The following is a 24833-nucleotide window of genomic DNA, read 5'->3' on the forward strand; positions in this document are numbered from 1 at the left end:
GCGGTTCCGTTCCGTGGGAAGGGTGTTACCGGGCTCACACGTGTGTGCGGAGCCCCGGACGCACCCGGTAGCGTGAGCCGACGATTCCGTAGGTCGGTCCATCAGTAGGAGTCCCGGTGACGCAGAACGGACAGGGTCCGGAGCAGGGGGGCGCGCAGGCGTGGGGTGGTGCCTGGGGCCCCGCGGGCGGCCCGCCCCAGCCCGGCGGGCAGCCGCTGCCCCCCGCGCAGCCGCTGCCGCCCGAGGCGCCGGCCGCCGGTGATCTCCAGGCCACGCAGTACATCGCGCCGATCCCGGCGCAGCCGCAGGGCGCGCCGATGCCTCCGGCGGGTCCGCCGGCGGGTCCTCCGGCGGGGTACGGCTATCCGCCGCCGGCCGCCGCGCACGGCGCGCCCGCCGGGTACGGCTATCCGCCGCCGGCCGCCGCTCCGGTCGCGGACATGCAGGCCACGCAGCACATCGCGCCGGTGGCCGGGGGCATGCCGCCGCAGGGGGGCGCGCAGACGCAGTTCCTGGGGACCGGGTCGTTGCCGCAGCCGCCCGCGGGAGCGCCCGGGGGAGCCTCGGACGCGACGCAGTACATAGCGCCCCTGCCGGGGAGCGGTGGGCCGGTGCCGGGCGGTCCGGTGCCCGGTGGGCCGGTGCCCGGTGGGCCGGTGCCCGGTGGGGCGGGGCCGTCGCAGCCGCCCGCCGAGTTCGACTCCCTGTTCCGGGACGCCGCGCCGGCGCAGCCCGCGCCCCCGGCGTACCAGCAGCCCGCCCCGGCTCCGTACCAGCAGCAGCCCCAGCCCCAGCACCACCACCAGCCGCCGCAGCAGCAGTACGGCTACCAGGGCGGCGGCGGTTACCAGGCGCCCGGCGGGCAGCAGGACGACTACTACTACGACGACGAGCCCGCGCCGCGCCGGAAGTCGCCGGTCGCGCTGATCGCGGCCGTGGTGGTGGGCTGCGCGGTCGTCGGTCTCGGCGTGGGCGCCCTGCTCAGCGGCGGTGACGAGGAGAAGGAGCCGACGGCCGGGACGAGCGTCGCCCCGAGCTCGGCGCCGTCCGCGTCGGGCGACGGGGCCTCTCAGGCGCCGGAGAAGAAGGACGACCCGGCCGAGCCGCAGGCGAAGGAGCTGGACAAGCTCCTCGCGACCAGCAACGACAGCCGGGACACGGTGATCAGCTCGGTCGAGGCGATCAGGCAGTGCAAGAACCTCGACAAGGCCGCCGCCGACCTGCGCGGCGCGGCCGAGCAGCGGCGGGGTCTGGTGACCAAGCTGCAGACGCTGAGCGTCGACAAGCTCCCGGACAACGCGGCGCTGAAGGCCGCCCTCACGCGCGCGTGGCAGGCGTCGGCGGCGGCCGACGAGCACTACGCGGGCTGGGCCGACCAGATGAAGGCCAAGAACGCCTGCAAGGGCGGTCAGGCCAAGTCGACCAACCGGCACAAGGCGGGCAACGCGAAGAGCGGCGAGGCGACCGAGGCGAAGCAGGAGGCGGCCAGGCTGTGGAACCCGACCGCCGGGAAGTACGGACTGGCGAAGCGGTCCGCCACCCAGCTGTAGGGGCGGCGGACCGGAGGCGGGCCGGGGCGGGCCGTGTGCGGTCGGTCAGCCCCGGTTGGTGACGGTGGGGCCGACGTCGACGAAGCCGGGCTTCTGGGCGACGAGCCGGCCCTGCCTGACCACCTGGAACGTCACCTCGTGGTTGACGATCCTGGGGAAGTCGGGGGCGCCGAGCAGGTCCTCGTACATCCAGCGCAGCGGCGGGGTGAGGCCGCCGGTGTCCACGCGGGCGCCGTGGTCGAGGGCCTGCGTGATGCGCGCGCTGGTGATCGTGTCGGTGTCGAGGGACTCGATGACCTGCTTGAGGACGGTGTACGCGATCCAGGTGGTCTGCACGCCGGTGTCGGTCGGGTCGACCCGGTTGTCGGCGAAGGCGTGCTCCTTGACGACCTTGCGCATCGGATCCCAGCTCTTGTCGGCCGCCTCCGGGTACCAGCCGGTGACGTAGGCGCCCTCGAAGGGGCTGCGGGCGCCGCCGGTGCGGTCGATGACGGGCTGGCCGACGCTGCCGAGGACGGACGAGATCCGGATCGCGGGCCGGTCGTCGGAGTCGGTGCCGGTGTCGGTGTCGGACGTGGAGTCGTCGGCCTGGGCGCCGCCGGTGGCCGCCGGGAGGCGCCGGAAGGAGTCGAAGAAGGTCTGGGTCCGCTCGCCGAGGACGGCGGCGACGCAGCCGTCCTCCGTGCCGGCCTTGTCGCGGGCGCGGGTGGCCTGGGTGGTGTACTCGGTGGCGTCCTCGACGGCCGGGATGTCGACGGCGCCGCGCTTGCTCGCCTTCTTCAGGCCGGCGTCGAGCAGCTTGGGCAGCCGGTCGCCGGCGAGGGTGTCGGGGCGGACCAGGGAGACCTTGCCGCAGTCCGCCGCCAACTGCATGCCGTGGCCGGCGAGCAGCGCGGCGAGGCCGCCGTTGACGGGGTACGAGAGGGGGCTGGTGAACTCGTCCTCGGTGATGCCGTAGCCCCCGATGTAGGGGATGCCGGCGGCTTCGAGGGGGGCCATGAAGGCGCGGCCGTTCTGGCTGTACGAACCCACGACGGCGACGGCCTTCTCGCGTACGGCGCGACGGGCGCAGGTGGCGGCGCCGGTGGGGGTGTTCTGTTCGTTGCAGGTGAGGACGCGCAGTTCGTGGCCGTCGATGCCGCCCTGGGAGTTCACCCAGCGGGCGTACGTCTGGGCCATGGCGGGCATGCCGGGCATGTTGGTCGCACGGGTCTGGTCGGGGGCCCAGGTCATCACCGTGACGGGCTCCCTGGAGCCCCCCGTGGCACCAGGGAGCACGCCACACCCGGTGAGGAACGACGCGCCGGCCGCCGCGGCGGTGACGGACGCGAGGAGAGTGGACAGTCGCCTACCGGTCATGGGCACGCACGATTCCGCCTCATGGGTAACGCGGGAGTGTGCGCCGTTCAACGGAGGGTGACCTGGAGGTGAATTACGGGGGGCGAGGGCTCTAAGAGGAGGGGGTTAGTCCGGTTGTCGGTGGGCGACCGTACGATCGGACGATGTCCAGTACCGCGTCCAGTACCGCGTCCAGCGCAGCCTCCAGTACCGCCTCCGGTACCGCCTCCGGTTCGGTCAGCTCTTCCCGTCGCGGGCGTCGCTCCTCCACCATGGGCGGCATGCCGCTCAACGACATGCCGTGGTGGCGCTGGCGCACGAATGTGCGATCGGCGCTGCACATGCTCTCCGATCCCGCGTTCCACCAGTCCGTCTGGCTCGCCGGCCAGGAGGGGTACGGGGACGTCACCGACGCCGTCTACCGGCTCGTCGAGGACACCTGGCTCGACAACTGGTCCGCCGAGAAGTACGTCGGCGCGATCTTCCGCGACTCGGGGGAGGCGCAGCTCGTGGACCTCGCGGTCCTGAGGGTGCTGCGGATCCTGCACCAGGTCGGTCCCGACGCGCCCGTCTCCGCGTACCTGGAGCACCCGGGCTGGCCCGAGGCGGTCCGCGCGGCGCGCGAGGCGCACGTGCGGCTCGCGACGGCCGACGGGGACGACCCGGACGTGCCGCCGCGCTCGCTCGACGTGCTGAGGCTCCTCACGCGCGCGTGACGCCCGGTGGACGGGGTGTTCCGGAGGGCGGACGGGGTGCGGGCCGGACCGTGCGGTGTGGCACGCTGTCCGGATGACCGACCAGTACGTCCTCACCATCTCGTGCCCGGACAAGCAGGGCATCGTGCACGCCGTGTCGAGCTACCTCTTCATCACCGGATGCAACATCGAGGACAGTCAGCAGTTCGGAGACCGCGACACCGGTCTCTTCTTCATGCGGGTCCACTTCTCGGCGGAGGCGCCGGTGACGGTGGAGAAGCTGCGGGCCAGTTTCGCGGCGGTGGGCGACTCCTTCCAGATGGACTGGCAGATCCACCGCGCCGACGAGCGCATGCGGGTCGTGCTGATGGTCTCGAAGTTCGGCCACTGCCTGAACGACCTGCTCTTCCGGTCGTCCATCGGGGCGCTGCCCGTCGAGATCGTCGCGGTCGTCTCCAACCACACGGACTTCGCGGAGCTCGTCGCCTCGTACGACATCCCCTTCCGGCACATTCCCGTGACGAAGGAGACGAAGGCGGAGGCGGAGGCGGAGCTGCTCGCGCTCGTCGAGGAGTCGAACGTCGAGCTGGTCGTGCTCGCGCGGTACATGCAGGTGCTGTCGGACGAGCTGTGCAAGCGGCTGTCCGGGCGGATCATCAACATCCACCACTCGTTCCTGCCGAGCTTCAAGGGCGCGAAGCCGTATCACCAGGCGCATGCGCGGGGTGTGAAGCTCATCGGGGCGACGGCGCACTATGTCACGGCGGACCTCGACGAGGGGCCGATCATCGAGCAGGAGGTCGAGCGGGTCGGTCACGAGGTGACGCCGGACCAGCTTGTCGCGATCGGGCGCGACGTGGAGTGCCAGGCGCTGGCGCGGGCCGTCAAGTGGCACGCCGAGCGTCGCATCCTCCCCAACGGCCGCCGCACCGTCATCTTCACCTGACCCCACGACACCCACACCGCCAGCCTCCGCCGGAACGTATGCCCACCCGCCACCGCCGTTCCGTTGTGGGCATACGTTCCGCTAGGGCGGAACGGGTGGGCACAACGGAACGGCACCGTTAGCGGGTGCTTCCGCTTCTGCGCCTGGACCCGCACCGGTACGGAGCCGTACATCGTGGTGCGGGTTCAGGCGCAGGAAGCCGAGGCGCGGCAGGGGGCGCCGTCCCTGTGCCCACCCGTCCCGCCCTAGCGGGACGTATGCCCACAGGGACGCCGGGTGCGGCCCCGCACCGGGGCTGGGCGCCGCCCTAGCGGGACGTATGGCCACAGGGACGCCGGGTGCCACCCGCACCAGGGTCAGGCCCCGCGCCGGACCCCAGGGTGGGCGCCGCCCTTGCGGGACGTATGCCCGCAGGGACGGCGGGCGTGCTGCCCGCACCGGGGCCAGGCCCCGCGCCGGACCCCAGGGTGGGCATCGCCCTAGCGGGACGCCTGCCCACACGGGGGTGCGGCGAGGGCGCCACCCGCACCGGGGCCTGGCCCCCAAGCCGGGACCCCAGGGTGGGGACCGCCCGTGCGGGACGTATGCCCGCAGGGGTGCCGGGCGCGCAGGCCGCACCGGCGCCTGTGGGCGCGCCCGTTCACGTGGCGCAGCCCGCAGCGGGGCAGGGACCCGGGGTGGGTGCTGCCCTAGTGGAGGTGTTGTGTGGGTGGTTATAGGTGGCTCAGGGAGGCGGCGGCTGCCAGGACGTCTTGGATGGCTTGGCGGTCGCCGGTTTGGCCGGCGGCGGCTTCTTCGGGGGTGATGCGGCCCGCCACCAGCTGGCAGAACTCGACGCCGTCCAGGGCGACCTGCGCGACCGTGTGGTCGGGGGAGCCGAGGGCCGCCGGCGAGTCCAGGGCGATGTACCAGTGGCCGCCGCCCGCGCCCTCGACCTCCAGGTGGAGCGAGCGGCCCGGCGCGCCCGCCGTGACGAGGTGGCGGGAAGGCGCCGCCCGGCCCGTGCGGCGGCGGTGGGCGACGGCGGCCGGCAGGAGGCGGGCCGCCAGGTCGATCATGCCGTGGAGGTGCGGGCCGCTCGGCGGGTCGTACGGGTAGGCCACCGCGTTCGCGATGTCGTCCGCGTGGAGCCAGCACTCGAAGGCCCGTTCCAGCAGGGCGTCCTTCAGGGGGAGGGCGAAGTCGCCGTAGGTCACCGTCAGGTCGGCCACTTCGCGGCCTGCGAAGGAGACCGTGCGGATCAGGGTGTGGCTCTGGTCCCGCCACGGGGCCCGGAGGGAGCGGTTCGGCGGGCGGGTGAGGGAGGACCAGAAGGTTTCCGTGCGTTGGGTGGGGGTGAGTTCCGGGGACGTGTCGGGGCCCAGGGGGTCCGTGAGGCCGAGCGCGCCCGACACCAGGCCGTCCACCGCCAGGAGGTGGCCGATCACGCCCGCGACCGTCGACTTCCGCCGGACCGGGCGGTCGTCCTCGTGCCACTTGAGCCGGACCGGCGCGTGCCACTCCGACTCGCCGATGTCCCGGAGCAGCGCGTCGAGCCGGGCGGTCTCCGCGTCGTACGGCGTCGCCCACGCGGGCACCGGGATGCGGGCGGGGCGGCGGCCCAGGCAGTTCTCCAGGACGCGGGAGCGGAGCAGCGGGTCCAGGTCGAGGTCGCGGTCCTCGTGGAGCAGCGCCACCGCGTCCCGTAGCCGGAGGGCTTCGTCCGCGCACGGGGCGCAGATCGTCAGATGGTCCTCGACCGCCTTCGTCTCCGCCGTCGAGCACGCCGACAGGGCCCACGCCCCGAGGAGGGACTTGAGCACGGTGTGGGAGAGGACCGGCGGCTCGGCGTGGTCGGCGAGGTCGGCGTGATCGTCGGCCGACTCCCTCGGAGCCGGTATCCATGGGGCGCGTGCGAGGTCGTCGTCCTCGCCGTTCGCCGCCGTCACAGCGCACGCCCGTAGCCGCCCGGCGGTCCGTCGAGCGGGCGGGTGTTGGCCGAGGAGAGGAGCTGGAGGCCGAGCCGGAGCCGGCGTCTGGCCTCCTCGTGGCTGATCGACAGGTCGGCGGCGGTCTGGCGGTAGTCCCGCCGCTGGAAGTACGCCAGTTCGAGCGCCTTGCGGAGCGGGGTCGGCATGGAGGTGACGATGTAGTCGGCGCGGGCGGCGACGGAGGCCCGGCGCACCTTGGCCTCCAGCTCCTCCGCCGAGCCGATGCCGGTCTCCGCGTACGCCGTCGCCTCGGTCTGGCGCAGCCGGTGCACGGCGGTCCGCTGGGCCACCCCGGCCACCCAGGAGCGCAGATTGCCCTGCCGAGGGTCGTACGCCTCCGGGTTCTCCCAGATGTAGCCGAAGACCTCCCGGGTGACCTGGTCGGCCGCCTGGTCGTCGTCGAGGACGCGGTGGGCGAGGCTGTGCACGAGGGAGGCGTAGCGGTCGTACAGCTCGCCGAGGGCCGCGGCCTCGCCGCGCGCGAGCCGCTGCTGCATCCTGCGGTCCCAGCGCGGTGGTGTGTCCGTCGCCATCCGAGCCCTCCGCCTTCCGCGTCGCCTTGCCGTTGTCGTTGTCGTTGCCGTCGTCGCCGTACCGTTGTCGGTTCCTGTTTCGTCCTGTCCGGTCCGGTCCTCCACCCCAAACTAGTGCGAGGCGCCGACGACGCACGCTCGTTTGCCGCAAGTACGGCCTCCCCACGGGAGCGGATGGTAAGGAAAGCGTCATACCGGGCGAGGGGGGTTTCGGCGGGGCGTCGCGGGGCAGGCGCCCGTCCGTGACGACGATCGAGGCCGACGAGGACGACCGCGCCGGATGGACGGTGCTGCGCCTGCGCGGTGAGCTGGACCTGCTGACCTCGCCCCGGGTACGGCGGCGGGTCCACGACGCCGTGGCCGCCGGCCGGCACCATCTCGTCGTCGACCTCTCCGGGGTGCGGTTCTGCGATTCCAGCGGGATCGGCGTGCTCGTCGCCGCCCGCCGGCTGCTGCGTTCCTGCGGCGGACGGCTGCGGATCGTCCTCCCCGAGGCGGGGGAGGGGCACGGGCATGTGACCCGGGTGTTCGCCGCGCTCGGGGTGACCCGGCTCTTCGAGGTGTACGAGGACGTGCCCGCGGCCCTCGCGGGCGAGCCGGCCGCCTCCGTCCCCGCCCCGGCCGCCGTCCCTACTCCGCTCCCCCCGCTCCCCCCGGTGCCTCCGCTGCCCCGAACCGCTCCCTGAGCCGGTACTTCAGCACCTTCCGCAGGGTCTCGTTGCGCGGCAGGGCGTCCACCACCTCCAGTTGTTCCGGCAGCTTGTGGACGGAGAGCCCGGCCGCGCGAAGGAAGGCCGTCAGCCCCTCCAGGGTGAGCGGCGCGGCGCCCTCGGGCTGCTCGACGACCGCGCAGACCCGTTCGCCGCGCTCGGGGTCGGGGAGGCCGATGACGGCGGCGTCGCCGACGGCCGGGTGCTCGTGGAGGAGGTCCTCGATCTCCTTGGCCGAGATGTTCTCGCCTTTGCGGATGATGATGTCCTTCACCCGCCCGGTGAGGACGAGGTGCCCGCTCGGGGTCAGGTGCCCGACGTCGCCGGTGATGAGGAAGCCGTCCTCGTCGAAGGCGGCGGCGGTCTGCGCCGGGTCGAGGTAGCCGCGGCAGACGGCCTCGCCCCGGAGCCGTATCTCGCCGCCGTCGGTGACGCGGATCTCCATCGCGGCGGGCGGCCGGCCCTCGGTGGTGGCGAGGTTGTCGACGGTGTCCTCGGGATCGCCCATGGTGATCATGGGGACCTCGGTCATGCCGTAGCCGTGGGTGAGCTGGCAGCCCAGCTCCTTGCGGACGGCGTGGTAGACCTCCGGCGGTTTGGGCGCGCCGCCGCCCGCGAGCAGCCGGAGGGTGGGGATGACGGGCTCGCCGGGGTTCTTGCGCTGTTCGGCGAGGAACATCGAGTAGAAGGCGGTGGAGCCGCCGGCGACGGTGACCCCGTGCCTGCGGTACTCGGCCAGCGAGGCGGGCAGCGCGAACTGTTCGAGCATCACGGCGGGGAAGCCGTACAGCAGCAGCATCACCGTGTAGTCGGGCCCGGCGATGTGCGCGTACGGGAAGGCCATCGAGCCGACGTCGGCGGCGGTCAGGCGCAGGGCGTGGGCGAGGCAGGCGCCGCCCGCGAGCAGCGAACGGTCCGTGTGCAGCACGCCCTTGGGGTCCGAGGTGGTGCCGGACGTCCAGTAGATCCAGCGGACGTCGGTGCCGGAGGCGGGCGGCGGGGGGAGGACCGCCGGGTCGCCGTCGGGGAGGTCCTCGGAGCCGTACGCCGGGAAGACGCCGCGCGCGCCGAGCCGCCGGGCCATCTCCGCGTGGTCGAAGCCGCGCCAGACGCCGGGCACGGCGAAGTACTCGGCCCGGGACTCGCGCAGCGCGAAGCCGACCTCCTTGTCCCGGTAGAACGGGATGACGGGGGTCTGTACGGCTCCGAGCCTGGCGAGCGCGAAGGAGAGCACCGCCGTCTCGATCCTGGTCGGCAGCTGCCAGGCGACGACCGTGCCGGGCCGGACGCCCATGGCGTGGAGGCCGGCGGCGCAGCGCTCGGCGCGCTCGCGCAGCCCGCCGAAGGTGAGGACGCGGTCCTCCTGGAGCAGGACGGGCCGGTCGGGGGTGAGCGCGGCCCGGCGCTCGACGAGCTCCCAGAGCGTCCGGGAGGCACCCAGGTCGTATGCGGTCTCGGTCTCGGTCCCGGCTCCGGTCTCGGTCCCGGCTCCGGTCTCGGTCCCGGTTTCGGTTCCGGTCAGGCTCTCCGTCACGGCGACTCCCTAGCCGACCCTATCTGACTGTCCGTCAGGTGGTGGGGAGAGCGTAGGGGGCGGATCCCCGCCGGTCCAGAGGTGCGACCGGGGTCCTCGCGCCCCACTCGCGCGCGCCGGTGGGTACTACCCATGCCCACTCGGAGGCGTTAGCTTGAGGGGGGTCAGGATCTGACGATCCATCAGATTTGAGGAGGGGTCATGACCGAACTGCCCCGCATCATCAGCGTCGACGACCACGTGATCGAGCCCGCCCACCTCTTCGACACCTGGCTGCCCGCGAAGTACCGGGACCGGGGGCCCAAGGCGCTCACCGCCGGGATCGGCGAGCTCGCGTACATCGGAGGGAAGTACCAGATCACGATGGACCCGGACGGGCCGCCCGCCGACTGGTGGATCTACGAGGACCTGAAGTTCCCGTACAAGCGGAACATCGCGGCCGTCGGCTTCGACCGGGACGACATGACCCTGGAGGGGATCACCCGGGAGGAGATGCGGCGGGGCTGCTGGGACCCGAAGGCGCGGCTCGCGGACATGGACCTCAACCACGTCGAGGCGTCCCTCTGCTTCCCGACCTTCCCGCGCTTCTGCGGGCAGACCTTCGCCGAGGCGCACGACAAGGAGGTCGCCTTCGCGTGCGTGCGCGCGTACAACGACTGGATGGTCGAGGAGTGGTGCGGGGACAGCGGCGGCCGGCTGATCCCGCTCTGCATCATCCCGCTCTGGGACATCGACCTCGCCGTCGCGGAGATCCGGCGGAACGCCGCCCGGGGGGTGAAGGCCGTGACCTTCTCCGAGATCCCCACCCACCTGGGGCTGCCGTCGATCCACTCCGGCTACTGGGATCCGTTCTTCGCCGTCTGCCAGGAGACCGGGACGGTCGTGAACATGCATATTGGATCCAGTAGCCAGATGCCGGCGGCGTCCCCCGACGCCCCGCCCGCCGTCCAGGCCAGCCTCAGCTTCAACAACGCGATGGCCTCGATGATGGACTTCCTCTTCAGCGGGGTCCTGGTCAAGTACCCGCGCCTCAAGCTCGCCTACAGCGAGGGCCAGATGGGGTGGATCCCGTACGCACTGGAGCGCGCCGACGACGTGTGGGAGGAGCACCGCGCCTGGGGCGGCGTCCGCGACCTGATCCCCGAGCCGCCGTCCACGTACTACTACCGGCAGATCTTCTGCTGCTTCTTCCGCGACAAGCACGGCATCGCCTCGCTCGACGTCGTGGGCCGGGACAACGCCACCTTCGAGACCGACTACCCGCACGTCGACTCGACCTTCCCGCACACCAAGGAGGTCGCCCTCGACCACGTCCGGGGCCTCGACGACGAGACCGTCTACAAGCTGATGCGTGGTAACGCCATCCGCATGCTCGACCTCGGAATCGTGTGATGGATCTTGGATACAGCGAGGCGGAGGAGGAGTTCCGGGCCGGACTGCGGAAGTGGCTGCGCTCCGTGCTGCCCCTGCTCCCGCCCCGGCCCGACCCGCTCGACTGGCCGGGCCGGAGGGCGTACGACTGCGGCTGGCAGCGGCGCCTGTACGACGCCGGGTACGGGCACGTCCACTGGGACGCCTCGCCGACCCGGCGGCTGATCTTCCTGGAGGAGACCGAGCGGGCCGGCGCGCCCTACGTCGGCGCCAACTTCGTCGGCCTCCTCCACGCCGGACCCACCATCGCCGCCGAGGGCACGCCCGCACAGCGCGAGCGGTGGCTGGAGCCGGTGCTGCGCGGCGACGAGGTCTGGTGCCAGGGCTTCAGCGAACCCGACGCCGGCTCCGACTTGGCGTCCCTGCGGACCAGGGCCGTACGGGACGGGGACGCGTACGTCGTCACCGGGCAGAAGATCTGGACCTCGCACGCCGAGGTCGCCGACTGGTGCGAACTCCTCGTGCGGACCGATCCCGAAGGCCCCAGGCACCGGGGGATCAGCTGGCTCGCGCTGCCCATGGACGCGCCGGGCGTCACCGTCCGCCCGCTGCGGACCCTCGCCGGGTCCACCGAGTTCGCCGAGCTCTTCCTCGACGAGGTGCGGGTGCCGGTCGCGAACCGGGTCGGCGAGGAGAACGACGGCTGGCGGGTCACCATGGTCACCCTCTCCTTCGAGCGCGGCACCGCCTTCGTCGGCGAGGTCGTCGCCTGCCGCCGCCTCCTCGGCGAACTCGCCCGCACCGCACGGGAGAACGGCCGCTGGGACGACCCCGCCCTGCGCCGCCGCGTCGGGCGGCTCGCCGCCGAGTTCCAGGCGCTGTGGCGGCTCACCCAGCGGAACGTCAGCGAGGCGCAGGCCACCGGCGGAGTCCCCGGCGTCGGCGGCTCCGTCTTCAAGCTGCACTACTCGCACGCCCGCCAGGAGCTGTACGACACCGCCGCCGAGGTCCTGGGCCCGGACGCGCTCGACCTCGACCGGGAGTGGAACCTCGACCGGCTCTCCTCCCTCTCGTACACGATCGCCGCCGGCACCAGCCAGATCCAGCGCAACATCGTCGCCGAGCGGATCCTCGGCCTGCCGAAGGGACGGTGAGCCGGGTGGACTTCCGGCCGGACCAGGACCAGCGGGACCTCGTACGAGGTGTACGGGAGCTGCTCGCCGGCCGCTTCGGGCGCGAGGCGCTGCGGGCGGCCGTGGACGGAAATGGGGGCGGGGGAGGGGGCGGGGGAGGGGGCGGGGGCGGGGCGCTCGACCGGGGGCTGTGGAAGGAGCTCGGCGACGCCGGGTTCTTCGCGCTGCGCCTGCCGGAGGAGGAGGGCGGGGTGGGCCTCGGCCTGCCGGAGGCGGTGCTCGTCTTCGAGGAGGCGGGGCGGGCACTGCTGCCGGGGCCGCTTGTCGCTACGCATCTGGCTGCGGGGGCGGTTTCCGGTGCCGCGGAGGGGCTCACGGTGGTGACTGAGGTCTCGCCCGAGGGGCTGGTTCCCTGGCTGGACGTCGCCGACGTGGTCCTGGGCGACGCGACCGGAGCCGTACCGGTGCGGTCGGTCGATCCGCTGACGCCGCTCCATCGGGTGCCCGGCACCGGGGGCGGGGGCGGGGCGCCGGAGACGGTCCTTCTCACCGCCGCCGAGCAGGTCGGCACCGCCGCCTGGTGTACCGACGCCGCCGTGGACCACGCGCGGCGGCGGGAGCAGTTCGGGCAGGTCATCGGGGGGTTCCAGGCCGTGAAGCACCTCTGCGCGGGGATGCTCGTGCGGACCGAGCTGGCGCGGGCGGCCGTGCACGCCGCCGCCGTCACCGCCGACCCGGTGGAGATCGCCGGGGCCAAGCTGCTCGCCGACGACGCGGCCGTCGCCAACGCGCGGGACTGCCTCCAGGTGCACGGCGGGATGGGGTTCACCTGGGAGGCGGACGTCCATCTGCACCTGAAGCGGGCGTGGGTGCGGGCCGTGCTGGTGCTGCCGGGGGAGCGGGCCGCGGAGGAGGTGGCCGCCGCGCTCTGAGCCGGACGGCACGCACGCCGAACTGGTGACGGAACGTGTTCGAATTCCCGGTGACCGTGGGCGGAATGTCGATATCGGGTTGTGTCCTTCGGGGGGTCGTCACGGGCCGGAGTCGGGGTCCCGCTCCGGTACTCTCCGTGGGATGCGAGTGCTTGTGAGCCCGGGTCGCGCCCCGCGTTCGACTCCCCGCCGCGTGCGTCGCACAGTATGGACCACGCGTACTCCTTCGCGCTGGAATATGCCCGAAGCGCTTGTTGCGGTGACTGTACGTCAACCATGCTGTCTCACAAGGGAATCACGTTCCGTAAAGGTGTGTTCGCCGGTTCGGATGGTGTGAACGGTGCAGGTGCTTCAGGTTCAGTTGGAGGTCGGGCCGGACCCGGCCGAGGTGGGGCGTGCGCGCCGGTGGGCCCGGAAACGGCTCGCCGGCTCCGGGATAGGGGAGGACGAGCCGCTGGCGGAGACGCTGGTGCTGCTCATCTCCGAGCTCGTCACCAACGCGGTGGTGCATACGGGCTGCCCCGCCGTGCTGCGGATGCTCTTCGCGGCGGAGGGCGGGGTGCGGGTCGAGGTCGCCGACAGCAGCGACCGGCCGCCCCGGCCCCGGCACGCCGAGGGCGAGGACACCAACGGGCGCGGCCTGGAACTGGTCGACGGCCTCGCCGACCGGTGGGGCTGGCAGCCCGAGGGGCGCGGGAAGAGCATCTGGTGCGAGGTCGACCGGACGCCTGTGGTCGTGCCCTGCGCCGGAGAGGGCGTCAGTTCACCCGGACAGGTGCGCTGTTGACGGTTCGTTCCGTTTTGCCCACCCTAGGGTGAGCGATTCGTGGCGAGGGGAGCCGAGGGCCGTGCGCCCTCGGCATGTGCGGGTCGTGGTCGGGTGGCGGCGGCCCGTGCCGTGCTCGGGGCGCGCGCGAGCGCGCCGCCACCCGCGAGCCCGTGAATCCGGAGCTCAGAAGCCCCACAGCCCCGGCGGCCCCGCGGCCCCACAACCCCCACAGCCCCGGCGGCCCCGCGGCTCCGAAGCCCCGCAGTCCCGCGGCTCAGAAGATCGCGACCGGGGCCACCGGTGTGCCCGTGCCGCCGGCGAAGGGTTCCGGCATCGCGGAGAGCAGGAAGGCGTAGCGGCCTTCTTGTGCACAGGCTGTGGACAACTCCTCCAGGTTCCAGTTCTGGCCCTGGAGCATCCCCATCTCCACCAGGTCGAGCGCGTGCACGCCCAGCCACAGGTCCTCGATCTCCGGCGGGAAGATCTCGAAGGTGAGCGTGTCGTTGGCGACGGCCGCGACGTCCCGGGCGTGGAACCACTCCGGCGTACGGATCGAGAGCCCGGGCGACGGGAAGGCGTACGCGTGCCGGTCCCCGGCCAGGTACAGCCGCAGCTGCCCGGTCCGTACGAGGACGATGTCGCCGGCCCGTACCGTCACCCGCCCGAACTCCGCCGCCTCGTCCAGGTCCTCCGGGGTCACCGCGTGGTCGCCGGGCAGCCGCTCCACGCCCTTCGCCGCCGCCACGTCGAGCAGCACCCCGCGGCTGACCACGTGCCGGGCCGTGTGGATGCCGCTGAAGGCGGCGCGGCCGTGCGGGGTGACGGTGGAGGCGGGGCGGCCGTTGTAGATGCGGCCCGAGTGCGAGGCGTGCGTGAGGGCGTCCCAGTGGGTGCCGGCCTGCAGGCCGAGGGTCACGGCGTCGTCGCTGGTGGCGACCGTGCCGGGGCCGAAGAGCTCCTGGTTGACCTGGACCATGACGTGGAGCGGATTGACCCGGCCGGGGATCATGCCGGTCTGCACGCCGTCCTGCCGCAGTTCCACGGCGAGGGCCACACGGCGGCCGGTGCGGACGGTGGCGGCGGCCTCGCGGACCACCTCGCCGGAGATCAGGTTCAGCGTGCCGATCTCGTCTTCCTGGCCCCAACGGCCCCAGTTGTTCACGCGCTTGGCGATCTCGTGGAAAGCGGCGGGGAGGGACATCGGGGCCTCCGGGGTCTTGTTTTCCGGTGTCTGACGGCCCATAGAATCTAACGGACCGTCAGAAACTGCGGGAAGGGGCCGGAGATGGGGAACTTCTTGGCGGGCAAGGTCGTCGCCGTGACCGGAGCGGGACGCGGCATCGGCCGCGCGGTCGCCCTCGCGTGCGCCGCCGAGGGGGCGAAGGTCGTCGTCAACGACTACGGCGTCTCCATCGAGGGCGGCGAACCGACCTCCGAGATCGCGGCGGAGGTCGTGAAGGAGGTCGAGGCGGCGGGCGGCGCGGCCGTCGCCGTCGCCGACGACATCTCGACGATGGCGGGCGGACAGCGGGTCGTCGACACGGCCCTCGCCGCGTACGGGCGGATCGACGGGGTCGTGTGCGTGGCGGGCATCCTGCGCGAGCGGATGCTCTTCAACATGACCGAGGAGGAGTGGGACCCGGTCGTCGCCACCCACCTCAAGGGCACCTTCACCGTCTTCCGGGCCGCCTCCGCCGTCATGCGGAAACAGGGCTCGGGCACGCTGATCGGCTTCACCAGCGGCAACCACCAGGGGTCCGTGGCGCAGGCCAACTACTCGGCGGCCAAGGGCGGGATCATCTCGCTCGTGCGGAGCGCGGCGCTCGGGCTCCACAAGTACGGGGTGACCGCGAACGCGGTCGCACCGGTGGCGCGGACGCGGATGTCGGCGAACGTGCCGATGGAGCTGAAGGAGATCGGCTCGGCGGAGGACGTGGCCGCGCTCGTCGTCTACCTCCTCAGCGACCGCGCCCGCGAGGAGGCCGTCACCGGGCAGGTGTACACGATCGCCGGACCGAAGATCGCGGTCTGGGCGCAGCCGCGCGAGCTGCGGGCGGCGTACGCGGACGGCGGCGCGTGGACGCCGGAGCGGATCGCGGACTTCCTGCCGGGGACGGTGGGGACGGACCCGATGCCGATGCTGGCGCGCCTGGAGGAGATGGCCCGCGCGGCGGCGGCGGGCGACCGCCCGAACCAGTAGTCCGGCAGACCGAGAGCGGCACAGGCAGAGGGAGGGGTCGTCGTGCGGGGTGTGGTGTTCGACGGGAAGGACGTCGAGGTCGTCGCGGATCTGGAGGTGCGGGATCCGGGGCCGGGGGAGGTGCTGGTCGGGATCCGGGCCGCCGGGCTCTGCCACAGCGATCTGTCCGTCATCGACGGGACGATCCCGTTCCCGCCGCCCGTCGTGCTCGGGCACGAGGGCGCGGGGGTGGTCGAGGCCGTCGGGGACGGGGTCGCGCACGTCCGCGCGGGGGACCACGTCGCGCTGTCGACGCTGGCGAACTGCGGGGCCTGCGCCGACTGCGACGCCGGGCGGCCGACCATGTGCCGGAAGGCCATCGGGATGCCGGGGCAGCCGTTCTCACGGCAGGGGAAGCCGCTCTTCCAGTTCGCCTCGAACTCCTCCTTCGCGGAGCGGACCGTCGTCAGGGCCGTCCAGGCCGTGAAGATCCCGGACGACGTGCCGTTCGCCTCCGCCGCGCTCCTCGGCTGCGGCGTCCTCACCGGCGTCGGAGCCGTACTGAACCGCGCGAAGGTCGCCCGCGGCGACACCGTCGTCGTCATCGGCACCGGCGGGATCGGGCTCAACGTCATCCAGGGTGCCCGGATCGCGGGCGCGCGCGTGATCGTCGCCGTCGACACGAACCCGGAGAAGGAGGCCGTGGCCCTGCGGTTCGGGGCGACGCACTTCCTCGGCTCCGCCGACGGCGTGCGGGGCGTGCTGCCGACCGGCGCCGACCACGTCTTCGAGTGCGTCGGGCACACCGGTCTCGTCCGGACCGCGATCGACCTCCTCGACCGGCACGGGCAGGCCGTGCTGCTCGGGATGACCGCGCCGAAGGCGGAGGCGAGCTTCCTGCCGGCCGCGATGTTCCTCGACAAGTCGATCCTCGGCTGCCGCTACGGCTCCTCCCGCCCGCAGAAGGACATCCCGCTCTACACCGAGCTGTACCGCACCGGCGAGCTCCTCCTCGACGAACTGGTCACCGCGTCCTACCCGGTGGAGGAGTTCGAGCGGGCGCGGGAGGACGCGGAGGCGGGGAAGGTGGCGCGGGGGGTGCTCGTCTTCTAGAACGCGTTCGAGATCCTCGTCCCACGGCGGTACGTTCGCCGGATGCCGTACCGAGCGCTCCTCACGCGTCCCGTCCTCACCTGGTGCGCTGTGACCGCGGCGGCCCGGACGCCGGTCGCCATGGCGCCTCTGGCGCTGGTGTTCCTGGTGCGGGAGCGGCCGGGCGGGTACAGCCTCGGGGCGGTGCTCGCGGCCGTGTACGTGATCGGGGAGATCCTCGCCGCGCCGGTGCTCGGCCTGCGGATGCGGGCCGAGCGGGCGCGGCCGCAGATGGCGGGCGGGCTCGCCGTGGGCGCGGCCGGGTTCGCGGGGCTCGGACTCGCACCGGGCGCCCACCCGGGCGTGCTCGGGGCGCTGGCGTTCCTGGCCGGGGCAGGTCCGGTCGCCGTGTCGGCGGGGCTGCGAGCACTGCTCACCGGGATGGTGAAGGAACGATCCGTCACCCAGGCGCTGAGCCTGGAGTCCATGCTGACCTTCGGGATCTGGGCGGCCGCGCCCGCGCTGACGACCGGCCTCGCGCTCGGCGCCGCCCCCGCCGTACCGCTGCTCCTCCAGGCCGCGCTGATGGCGGCCGGACTCGCGGGCCTGTGGCTGCTGCCCGCCGGATGGTCGGCGGAGGCGCCGGAGAAGGACGGGCCGGGCAGGCGGCGGGCGCTGCTCGCGGCCTGGCCGGTGTACGTCCTCGGGGCCGCGTCGCTGACCCTCCTCGCGCTCGCCGAACTGATCCTGCCCGCCCTCCTCGAACAGCGCGGCATCGCCATCGGCTGGGCGGGCCCCCTGCTCGCCGGCTTCTCGCTCGGGTCGGTCGCCGGTTCCTTCCTGTACGGGCTCCGCTCCGACTGGCCCGGGCCGCTCCCGGCGCAATCGCTCCTGCTCGTCCTCGGGGTGACCGCCGGCGTGACGGCGGTGGCCCTGCTGCCCGGTGCCCTCGCCCTCGGCATCGCCCTGACGGCCGCCGGCCTCCTCCAGGCCCCCGCGATGCTCACCCGCAACCTGGCCCTGCGCCGCCTGCTCCCGCCGTCGGCCCTGGCCGCCGGCTACTCGATCATGTACGCGGCCGTCGGCGCCGGATACGCGGCGAGCGGCACACTCGCGGGCGGCCTGCTGCGGTTCGTCGCCCCGTCGACGGCGATCCTGTACGGGGTGGGCCTGACCCTGCTGCTCGTCACGGCCGCGGCACTCGGCGAGCTGAGGCTCGTACGGAAGGCGGACAGGAACCGGGACGAGAACCGGGACGAGAGCGGGGAGGGGAACCGGGAGCGGGAGGCGGCGCGTCCGGAGGGTGAGAAGTCCGAGCCCGCCGCCGTCGAGACGAGGAACTCCTGATGCGACTCCGCAGGCCGTCCGTCCTGCTCGTGCCCCTGGGACTGGCCCTGGGGTCCCTCCTGGTGTCCGGCTGCGGCGGGGCGTCGGCGCCGCCGGACGACGTGGAGCCCGAGCCGGTCCGGACGACCGCCGGCGCACCCGACTGGGAGGAGCGCGCCGGCGCCGCAGTCGACGCGATCGCGCTGGAGGAGGCGGCGTTCGCCGAGTCCGGCGTCGAGGAGCTCACCGCCCAGGGCGTGCACATCCGTTCGCAGCCGGAGGTCGGGGAGGCGTACGGCGTCATCGTGGCCTGCGCCGGCACGGGGGCGGTGAAGGTCACGATCGGCGGCGGGACGCCGGAGAGCGTGCCGTGCGACGCGGTGGCGGTGAAGAGCCGTGTCCCGAGCGCCACGGAGGAGCTGACGCTCGCGATCACGGGGACGGGCGGGGCACGCGGCGCGGTCGCCTGGCGGATCGAGTCCGTCGCCGTCGACGAGGACGACACGGCGGACCCCGCGGCGGACCTGGACGACGACGACCCCGATCACCCCGTCGTCCGGACGCCCAGGCGGTCCGCCGCGCCCTCGGGCCGGAAGGTGCGGCGGTAGGCGGTCGGGGTGACGCCTATCGCGGTCATCAGGTGGACGCGGAGGGACTGGGCGGTGCCGAAGCCGGCGTCCTGGGCCACCCGGTCGACGGGGAGGTCGCTGGTCTCCAGGAGGTGGCGGGCGCGCTCGACGCGCTGCTGGGTGAGCCACTGGCCGGGGCTGATGCCGACCTCGTCGCGGAAGCGGCGGGTGAAGGTGCGGACGCTCGTCGCCTCGCGTTCGGCGAGGTCGCGGAGCTGGATCGGCTCGTGGAGGTGGGCGAGGGCCCAGGCGCGGGCGGCGGTCGTGCTCTGGGTGGCGGTGTCGGGGACGGGCCGGGCGATGTACTGGGCCTGGCCGCCGTCCCGGTGCGGGGGGACGACCGTGCGGCGGGCCACGTCGTTGGCGACGGCCGCGCCGTGGTCGCGGCGGACGATGTGCAGGCACAGGTCGAGGCCGGCGGCGACGCCCGCCGAGGTCAGGACGGAGCCGTCGTCGACGAAGAGGACGTCCGCGTCGACCCGTACGGTCGGGAAGAGCCGCTGGAAGTGGTCGGCCGAGGCCCAGTGCGTGGTGGCCGGGCGCCCGTCGAGGTACCCGGCGGCGGCGAGGACGTAACCGCCCGTGCAGATCGCGACGAGCCGGGTGCCGGGCCGGACGCGGGCGAGGGCGGCGGCCAGTTCGGGGGTGAGCCTGCCCTCCTCGTAGACCGGGCCCAGTTCGTACGAGGCGGGGACGACGACCGTGTCCGCGGTGGCCAGCGCCTCCGGTCCGTGCTCCACGTGGATCGCGAAGTCGGCGTCGGTCCGCACCGGTCCGGCGGCCACGGCGCACGTCACGGTCTCGTACAGCGGCCGCCCCTCGGGGTCCTTGGCGCGGCCGAAGATCCGGTGCGGGATGCCCAGTTCGAAGGGGAGGAGCCCGGGCAGGGCGAGGACGGCGACGCGGTGGGGCAGGTGGGGCCGGTGCGGCGCGGTCTCTCCCATGGGCCTCTCCCTCGGCTAAATCAATGGTGGTCCAGACCAGTCGGTGGTACGACTGGCTGCCCGTGACGGACAACACGTACAAGTCTGAGGCCGACGCGCTGATTCCCCTGCCGGTCGCCCCTCCCGCACTCTGGAACCGTAACTTCAGGCTCTTCTTCACGGCCAGGGCCGCCGCCGTCCTCGGCGAGGGGATGGTCCCCGTCGCCTTCGCCGCCGGACTGCTCGGCGCCGGCCGGCCCGGCTCCTCCGTCGGTTACGCGCTCGGCCTGTGGACGGCCGCCTTCGCCGTCTTCGTCCTCTTCGGCGGCGTCCTCGCCGACCGCTTCACCGCCCGCCGCATGATGATCACCGCCGATCTGCTGCGGCTGCCCGGGGCGGCGCTCCTCGCCGTCGCCTTCGCGGTCGGCAGCCCGCCGCTGTGGGCCGTGTACGGGCTCTCCGTCGTCGCGGGCGTCGGCGCCGCGCTCTTCCAGCCGGGGGTCGCCTCCACGATCCCGCGGATCGCGGCCGACGTGCAGCGCGCGAACGCCGTCCTGCGGGTGGCGGAGGCGCTGATGACGATGGTGGGTCCGGCGCTCGCGGGGCTCCTCGTCGCCGCCTGGAACGCGGGCGCGGCCTTCGCCGCGAACGCCGCCACCTTCGCCGTCAGCGCCGTCTGCTTCCTGCTGATGCGGATCCCGCCGATGGCGGACGGCGGCCGGGTGCGCGGCTCGTTCGTTTCCGAACTCGCCCTCGGGTGGCGCGAGTTCCGTGCGCGGAGCTGGCTGTGGGGGGTCATCTCCATCTGGACGGTGTACGGGCTGACCGTCGCCGGTCCGATGGTGCCGCTCACCGCGAACCTGGTCACCGGCGGGCACGGCTCGGCGGTGTACGGCGCGCTGATGGCGGTCAACGGCGCGGGCAGCGCGCTCGGCGGCCTGCTCGCGCTCCGCATCCGCCCGCGCCGGCCCCTCGCGTCCGGCGCGGTCGCGCTCCTCGGCCTCCCGGTGAACCTGGCCCTGCTCGGCCTCGGCGCGCCGGTCGCGGCGCTGGCGGCCGGGCAGTTCGTGGCGGGTACGGCGTTCGCGTACTGGCTCGTGATGTGGTCCACGGCGGTCCAGACGCACGTCCCGCAGGAGGCCCTGAATCGGATGCACGCCTACGACGTGGCCGGATCCCTGCTGATGATGGGCGTCGGGCGCGCGCTGTCCGGGCCGGTCGCGGGGGTGGTCGGCACGGAGGCGGTGCTGCTCGCGGGGGCGGGGATCGCGGTGCTGGTGGTGGCGGCGTTGCTGGTGGTGAGGCCGATCAGGAACCTGCCGAGGGTGGCGTAGGCCGAGGTTCCTCGTGGGGGTGGCCCGATCCGTTGGAAAGCTGGCAGTCGGGCCAATGGTGGGGGCGGGGTGCCGGCCGGGATCCTCAGTGGCATGGCCCAGACAACGGAGCACCGCTCCTCCCTCTCCACCTCCCGCACCCCCCGCACCCCGCGCTTCCACCGTGCCTGGTCCGTCGCCGCGGTCACCTTCGTCACGATCATCGGCGCGGCGGCCTTCGCCTCGCTGCCGGGCCTGCTCATCGAACCCCTCCACGAGGAGTTCGACTGGTCGCGCGGCACGATCGGCTTCGCGGTCTCCGTGAACCTCGCGCTGTACGGCCTGACGGCGCCGTTCGCCGCGGCGCTCATGGACCGGTTCGGCATCCGCAGGGTCGTGGCGGTGGCGCTGTCGGTGATCGCGCTCGGCTCGCTGCTGACGGTGTGGATGACGGCGGCGTGGCAACTGGTCCTCTACTGGGGCATCCTCGTGGGCCTGGGCAGCGGCTCGATGGCCCTCGCCTTCGCGGCGACCGTGACGAACCGCTGGTTCACCGCCCGCCGGGGCCTGGTCACCGGCATCCTGACGGCCGCGGGCGCCTCCGGCCAGCTGGTCTTCCTCCCCCTCCTCTCCTGGCTGGTCGAGAACCACGGCTGGCGCCCGGCGGCGGTGACGGTCGCGCTCTCCGCGCTGGCCGTCGTCCCGTTCGTCTGGCTGCTGCTGCGGGACCACCCCGCGGACGTCGGCCTCGCCCCGTACGGCGGCGCGTACGCGGAGAAGCCCGCCCCCGTCACGGGCGCGGCCCGCCGCGCGGTCGCGGTCCTGTTCAAGGCGGCGCGCACGGGCCCCTTCTGGCTGCTCGCCGGTACGTTCGCGATCTGCGGCGCGTCCACGAACGGCCTGGTGAAGACCCACTTCGTGCCGGCGGCGCACGACCACGGCATGCCGGTGACGGCCGCGGCCGGGCTCCTCGCCGTCATCGGCGTCTTCGACGTCGTCGGCACGATCGCCTCCGGCTGGTTCACCGACCGCTTCGAGGCCCGCCGCCTCCTCGCCGTCTACTACGCCCTGCGCGGCGTCTCCCTCCTCTTCCTCCCGCTGCTCCTGGCGCCCGCCGTGCACCCCCCGATGCTGTTCTTCATCGTCTTCTACGGCCTGGACTGGGTGGCGACGGTCCCGCCGACGATCGCCCTCTGCCGGGAGCACTACGGCGAGGACTCCGCGATCGTCTTCGGCTGGGTCCTCGCCTCCCACCAGATCGGCGCCGCCGTCATCGCCTTCGCGGGCGGCGTCGCCCGCGACGTCTTCGGCTCCTACGACGTCGTCTGGTACGCCTCCGGCGCGCTGTGCGCGGCGGCGGCCCTCATGGCCCTGGTCATCCGCCGCCGCACGGCATGATGGGCACATGGGGAGTCGGGGGAAGAGGCCGTGGCCGCTGTGGGCGGCCCTGATGCTGCCCGCGGCGGCGACGCTCGCGGGCATCGGCACGTACACGCGCGTCCTGGGCCCGGAGGACCCGCCGAAGCCGGGGAGGGCGGACCTGGTGGGGCATTACGACAACGGCTACGGCGGCGAGTTGACGCTGAGGGCGGACGGGGCGGCGGAGCTGTCGGGGATCGAGCGCGCCGATGACGGACAAGCCGTGGGCTCCTACTCGCTCGGGAAGCGGTGTGACGACCGGCAAGCGCACTGGGCGTTCGAGGAGACCCTCCCGCGCTGGAGCAACACGGTGACCCTTGTCGGTCCCGGTTGCGGCGCCTGGATGCCCTGGGATGTCGAGGGCACCCCGGAGGCCCCGCGGATCATCTACTACGCGGGAGGAGATCCGCACCCCGACAGCCGCCGCGTCCTCACCCGCCGCTGACACCCGGCCCCGTTCACCCCGCCGCGCGGCTCAGGGGCTCGAACCCGACGTGAAGGCGCAGCCCCAGGGCGGCCGCCAGCCGTTCGAGCATGGGGAGGGTCGGCATGGTGCCGCCGGCCTCGAAGCGGGCGACGGAGGGCTGCTGGAGCCCGGCCGCCCGGGCGAGCTGGGCCTGCGTCATCCCCAGCTCCTCGCGCCGCTCCCGCACGGCGCGGCCCAGCTCGAACCGGATCCGGGCGGCGTCGTACGCGGCGGCGGCCTCGGGGTCGCCCAGGGCGTCCTCCCGCAACCGGGCCCAGTCTCCGCGGCTGGTCATCGGCTCACTCCTCGTCGACGGTGTGCTCTAGTGCGACGCACCGACCCCAGGCCGGGACGGCCTGCGCGGCCGTCCCGGTGCGATCCCGTACGTCACACGCACCGCGTCGCCGTCCAGGTGGAAGCGCAGCTCCCTGACCTTGCCGGACAGCTGCCGGGTGTACGGCTCGCCCACGTGCACGCCCTGGTCCGCCGGCAGGTCGATGGAGAACGCGACGGTACCGCGATGGCCAGGGCTGAGCCCGAGGAACCACTGCTCCACCTCCGGCTCGACCGCACGGAGCCGTTGCGCTCGGGAGTACCCGAACGAGTGGTCCCGTCAGGGTGCGAACCGCCCGAACCGCCCCCGGTGGAAGAGCAGGGGCTCCGCGTCGCCTTCCTCCGCGTCCAGCGCCTCCACGCGGCCGACGACGATCAGGTGGTCGCCGCCCGTGTGGACGGTGGTGATCGTGCAGTCGATCCAGGCGGGGGCGGAGGGGAGGCGGGGGGTGCCGGTGACGGGGGCGGGGGTCCAGGGGACGCCGGCGAACTTGTCGGTGCCGCTGGCCGCGAAGGCGCGGCACAGGGGGCCCTGGTCGGCGCCGAGGATGTTGACGCAGAAGGTGCCGGCGGCGGCTATGCGGGGCCAGGTGGTGGATGTCCTGGCGACCATGAAGGCGACCAGGGGCGGGTCCAGGGAGAGGGAGGCGAAGGACTGGCAGGCGAAGCCCGTCGGGCCGGTCTCGTCCACGGTCGTCACGAGGGTGACGCCGCTCGCGAAGTGGCCGAGCACGCGCCGGAACTCCGCCGGGTCCACCGGCGCCCGCTCGTCCTCCCGTACGGCCCGCAGGGCGGGCCGGGGGAGGGGTTCGACGGCCGTGGGCGCCCCGGCCGCTCTCAGGTGTCGGACGACGGTGGCCGCCATCCCCGCGTGTCCCATCATGGGAGGTATTTAAACTGACGGAGCGTCAGGTGGGAAGGTCGGTGCCGGATGTCATCGGCCCTCGTACCGCGCCTCCCTCCGCTCCACGAAGCTCGCCACGCCCTCCTGGGCGTCCCTGGTCGTCATGTTCAGTTCCTGGGCCGTCGCCTCCGCCGCGAAGGCGGTGGCGCGGTCGGTGTCCAGGGCGGCGTCGACCAGCTGCTTCGTCAGGGCGAGGGCTCGGGTGGGGCCTTGGGCGAGGCGTTCGGCCCAGGCGCGGGCCGTCTTCGGCAGGTCTTCGGGCGGGACGACGCGGTTCACCAGGCCCATCGCCTGCGCCTCCGCCGCCGGGAGCGCGTCGCCGAAGAACATCAGCTCCTTCGCGCGGCGGGGGCCCACCAGCCGCGGAAGCAGGTAGGCGCCGCCGCCGTCGGGGACCAGGCCGCGGCGGACGAAGACCTCCACGAAGCGGGCGGACTCGGCGGCCAGGACCAGGTCGCAGGCGAAGGCCAGGTGCGCGCCGATGCCCGCCGCCGTGCCGTTCACCGCAGCGATCACCGGCTTCTCGCAGTCCATGACGGCCGCGATGAAGCGCTGCGCGCCCGCGCGGATCATGCGGGAGACGTCTCCGGCGACCTTGTCCCCGAGGGAGGGCGCGCCCCGCAGGTCCGCGCCCGCGCAGAAGCCGCGGCCGGTGGCGGTGATCACCACGGCCCTGACGGACGGGTCGGCGGAGGCTTCCGCCAGGAGGGCGATGATGCGTTCCCGCTGGTCCCAGGTCACCGCGTTCATGGCCTCGGGGCGGTTGAG

25 protein-coding genes are annotated in these 24833 nt (G+C 73.5%); 15 read left to right on the forward strand and 10 right to left on the reverse strand.

Annotated features, from left to right (window positions below; translation table 11 throughout):
- Positions 1-116: 116 nt before the first annotated feature.
- A complete protein-coding gene (locus HHL19_RS10900; RefSeq protein WP_277349151.1) occupies positions 117-1550 on the forward strand; it encodes a hypothetical protein in 1434 nt (477 codons plus the stop codon).
- A gap of 45 nt (positions 1551-1595) precedes the next feature.
- On the opposite strand, the gene HHL19_RS10905 is transcribed toward HHL19_RS10900, so the two are convergent.
- Positions 1596-2909, reverse strand: a complete 1314-nt coding sequence (locus tag HHL19_RS10905; RefSeq protein WP_169088135.1) for an ABC transporter substrate-binding protein — start codon at positions 2907-2909, stop codon at positions 1596-1598.
- Positions 2910-3169: 260 nt separating this feature from the next.
- Here HHL19_RS10905 and HHL19_RS10910 point away from each other — a divergent pair, with 260 nt between their 5' ends.
- Both HHL19_RS10910 and purU read left to right on the forward strand, forming a co-directional pair.
- Complete coding sequence (locus HHL19_RS10910; protein ID WP_240981529.1) at positions 3170-3604, forward strand: hypothetical protein; 435 nt, start codon at positions 3170-3172, stop codon at positions 3602-3604.
- Positions 3605-3677: 73 nt separating this feature from the next.
- The gene (gene purU / locus HHL19_RS10915; RefSeq protein WP_169088137.1) at positions 3678-4529 is read left to right on the forward strand and encodes a formyltetrahydrofolate deformylase; all 852 of its coding nucleotides are present in this window, start codon (positions 3678-3680) and stop codon (positions 4527-4529) included.
- Positions 4530-5242: 713 nt separating this feature from the next.
- Here the strand turns inward: purU and HHL19_RS10920 are convergent.
- Both HHL19_RS10920 and HHL19_RS10925 read right to left on the reverse strand, forming a co-directional pair.
- Positions 5243-6457 carry a maleylpyruvate isomerase N-terminal domain-containing protein gene (locus HHL19_RS10920; protein ID WP_169088139.1) on the reverse strand — a complete coding sequence of 405 codons (1215 nt, stop codon included), beginning with the start codon at positions 6455-6457 and terminating at the stop codon, positions 5243-5245.
- Positions 6454-7032, reverse strand: a complete 579-nt coding sequence (locus tag HHL19_RS10925) for a sigma-70 family RNA polymerase sigma factor (protein ID WP_169088141.1) — start codon at positions 7030-7032, stop codon at positions 6454-6456. Before HHL19_RS10925 ends, HHL19_RS10920 begins: the two co-directional genes overlap by 4 nt.
- A gap of 242 nt (positions 7033-7274) precedes the next feature.
- Between HHL19_RS10925 and HHL19_RS37195 the strand changes: the two genes are divergently transcribed.
- Complete coding sequence (locus HHL19_RS37195; protein ID WP_169088144.1) at positions 7275-7718, forward strand: STAS domain-containing protein; 444 nt, start codon at positions 7275-7277, stop codon at positions 7716-7718.
- Here HHL19_RS37195 and HHL19_RS10935 read toward each other — a convergent pair.
- Positions 7663-9183, reverse strand: coding sequence for an AMP-binding protein (locus HHL19_RS10935; RefSeq protein WP_169088989.1), 1521 nt, complete (start codon positions 9181-9183; stop codon positions 7663-7665). The genes HHL19_RS37195 and HHL19_RS10935 overlap by 56 nt on opposite strands.
- 294 nt (positions 9184-9477) lie before the next feature.
- Between HHL19_RS10935 and HHL19_RS10940 the strand changes: the two genes are divergently transcribed.
- From HHL19_RS10940 to HHL19_RS10955, 4 genes are all read left to right on the forward strand, one after another.
- Positions 9478-10668: an amidohydrolase family protein gene (locus HHL19_RS10940; protein ID WP_169088145.1), complete on the forward strand. Its 1191-nt coding sequence runs from the start codon at positions 9478-9480 to the stop codon at positions 10666-10668.
- Positions 10668-11801, forward strand: coding sequence for an acyl-CoA dehydrogenase family protein (locus HHL19_RS10945; protein WP_169088147.1), 1134 nt, complete (start codon positions 10668-10670; stop codon positions 11799-11801). Before HHL19_RS10940 ends, HHL19_RS10945 begins: the two co-directional genes overlap by 1 nt.
- 5 nt (positions 11802-11806) lie before the next feature.
- Positions 11807-12712 carry an acyl-CoA dehydrogenase family protein gene (locus HHL19_RS10950; RefSeq protein ID WP_169088149.1) on the forward strand — a complete coding sequence of 302 codons (906 nt, stop codon included), beginning with the start codon at positions 11807-11809 and terminating at the stop codon, positions 12710-12712.
- A 340-nt stretch (positions 12713-13052) separates the two neighbouring features.
- On the forward strand, positions 13053-13499 hold the full coding sequence (locus tag HHL19_RS10955; RefSeq protein WP_169088151.1) for an ATP-binding protein: 447 nt from the start codon (positions 13053-13055) through the stop codon (positions 13497-13499).
- 256 nt (positions 13500-13755) lie between these two features.
- On the opposite strand, the gene HHL19_RS10960 is transcribed toward HHL19_RS10955, so the two are convergent.
- On the reverse strand, positions 13756-14682 hold the full coding sequence (locus HHL19_RS10960) for a cyclase family protein (RefSeq protein ID WP_169088153.1): 927 nt from the start codon (positions 14680-14682) through the stop codon (positions 13756-13758).
- Positions 14683-14766: 84 nt separating this feature from the next.
- On the opposite strand from HHL19_RS10960, the gene HHL19_RS10965 reads away from it, so the two are divergent.
- From HHL19_RS10965 to HHL19_RS10980, 4 genes are read left to right on the forward strand one after another with little or no spacing between them, the layout of a single operon-like run.
- A complete protein-coding gene (locus tag HHL19_RS10965; RefSeq protein WP_169088155.1) occupies positions 14767-15681 on the forward strand; it encodes an SDR family NAD(P)-dependent oxidoreductase in 915 nt (304 codons plus the stop codon).
- 42 nt (positions 15682-15723) lie between these two features.
- Positions 15724-16773: a Zn-dependent alcohol dehydrogenase gene (locus HHL19_RS10970; protein ID WP_169088157.1), complete on the forward strand. Its 1050-nt coding sequence runs from the start codon at positions 15724-15726 to the stop codon at positions 16771-16773.
- Positions 16774-16815: 42 nt separating this feature from the next.
- Complete coding sequence (locus HHL19_RS10975) at positions 16816-18099, forward strand: MFS transporter (RefSeq protein ID WP_240981530.1); 1284 nt, start codon at positions 16816-16818, stop codon at positions 18097-18099.
- Positions 18099-18686, forward strand: coding sequence for a hypothetical protein (locus HHL19_RS10980; RefSeq protein WP_169088159.1), 588 nt, complete (start codon positions 18099-18101; stop codon positions 18684-18686). Before HHL19_RS10975 ends, HHL19_RS10980 begins: the two co-directional genes overlap by 1 nt.
- Here the strand turns inward: HHL19_RS10980 and HHL19_RS10985 are convergent.
- Positions 18623-19651, reverse strand: coding sequence for a helix-turn-helix domain-containing protein (locus HHL19_RS10985; RefSeq protein ID WP_169088161.1), 1029 nt, complete (start codon positions 19649-19651; stop codon positions 18623-18625). The two genes, HHL19_RS10980 and HHL19_RS10985, sit on opposite strands and share 64 nt — an antisense overlap.
- Before the next feature lie 23 nt (positions 19652-19674).
- Between HHL19_RS10985 and HHL19_RS10990 the strand changes: the two genes are divergently transcribed.
- The 3 genes from HHL19_RS10990 (at position 19675) to HHL19_RS11000 (ending at position 22807) form a co-directional block, all read left to right on the forward strand.
- Complete coding sequence (locus tag HHL19_RS10990; RefSeq protein WP_169088163.1) at positions 19675-20964, forward strand: MFS transporter; 1290 nt, start codon at positions 19675-19677, stop codon at positions 20962-20964.
- A 93-nt stretch (positions 20965-21057) separates the two neighbouring features.
- Positions 21058-22341: an MFS transporter gene (locus HHL19_RS10995; protein WP_169088165.1), complete on the forward strand. Its 1284-nt coding sequence runs from the start codon at positions 21058-21060 to the stop codon at positions 22339-22341.
- Positions 22342-22348: 7 nt separating this feature from the next.
- A complete protein-coding gene (locus HHL19_RS11000; protein WP_169088167.1) occupies positions 22349-22807 on the forward strand; it encodes a hypothetical protein in 459 nt (152 codons plus the stop codon).
- A gap of 13 nt (positions 22808-22820) precedes the next feature.
- On the opposite strand, the gene HHL19_RS11005 is transcribed toward HHL19_RS11000, so the two are convergent.
- The 4 genes from HHL19_RS11005 to HHL19_RS11020 are packed head-to-tail and all read right to left on the reverse strand — an operon-like array spanning position 22821 to position 24815.
- The gene (locus HHL19_RS11005; RefSeq protein ID WP_169088169.1) at positions 22821-23123 is read right to left on the reverse strand and encodes a helix-turn-helix transcriptional regulator; all 303 of its coding nucleotides are present in this window, start codon (positions 23121-23123) and stop codon (positions 22821-22823) included.
- 27 nt (positions 23124-23150) lie between these two features.
- The gene (locus HHL19_RS36765; protein ID WP_169088171.1) at positions 23151-23384 is read right to left on the reverse strand and encodes a type II toxin-antitoxin system RelE/ParE family toxin; all 234 of its coding nucleotides are present in this window, start codon (positions 23382-23384) and stop codon (positions 23151-23153) included.
- A gap of 57 nt (positions 23385-23441) precedes the next feature.
- Entirely contained in the window at positions 23442-24044 is a 603-nt protein-coding gene (locus HHL19_RS11015) for a flavin reductase family protein (protein WP_240981531.1), read from the reverse strand.
- 51 nt (positions 24045-24095) lie between these two features.
- Complete coding sequence (locus HHL19_RS11020; RefSeq protein WP_240981564.1) at positions 24096-24815, reverse strand: enoyl-CoA hydratase-related protein; 720 nt, start codon at positions 24813-24815, stop codon at positions 24096-24098.
- Between the last annotated feature and the right edge of the window lie 18 nt (positions 24816-24833).

It is taken from the genome of Streptomyces sp. R302 (assembly GCF_012927245.1).
In the GTDB taxonomy this organism is placed as follows: domain Bacteria; phylum Actinomycetota; class Actinomycetes; order Streptomycetales; family Streptomycetaceae; genus Streptomyces.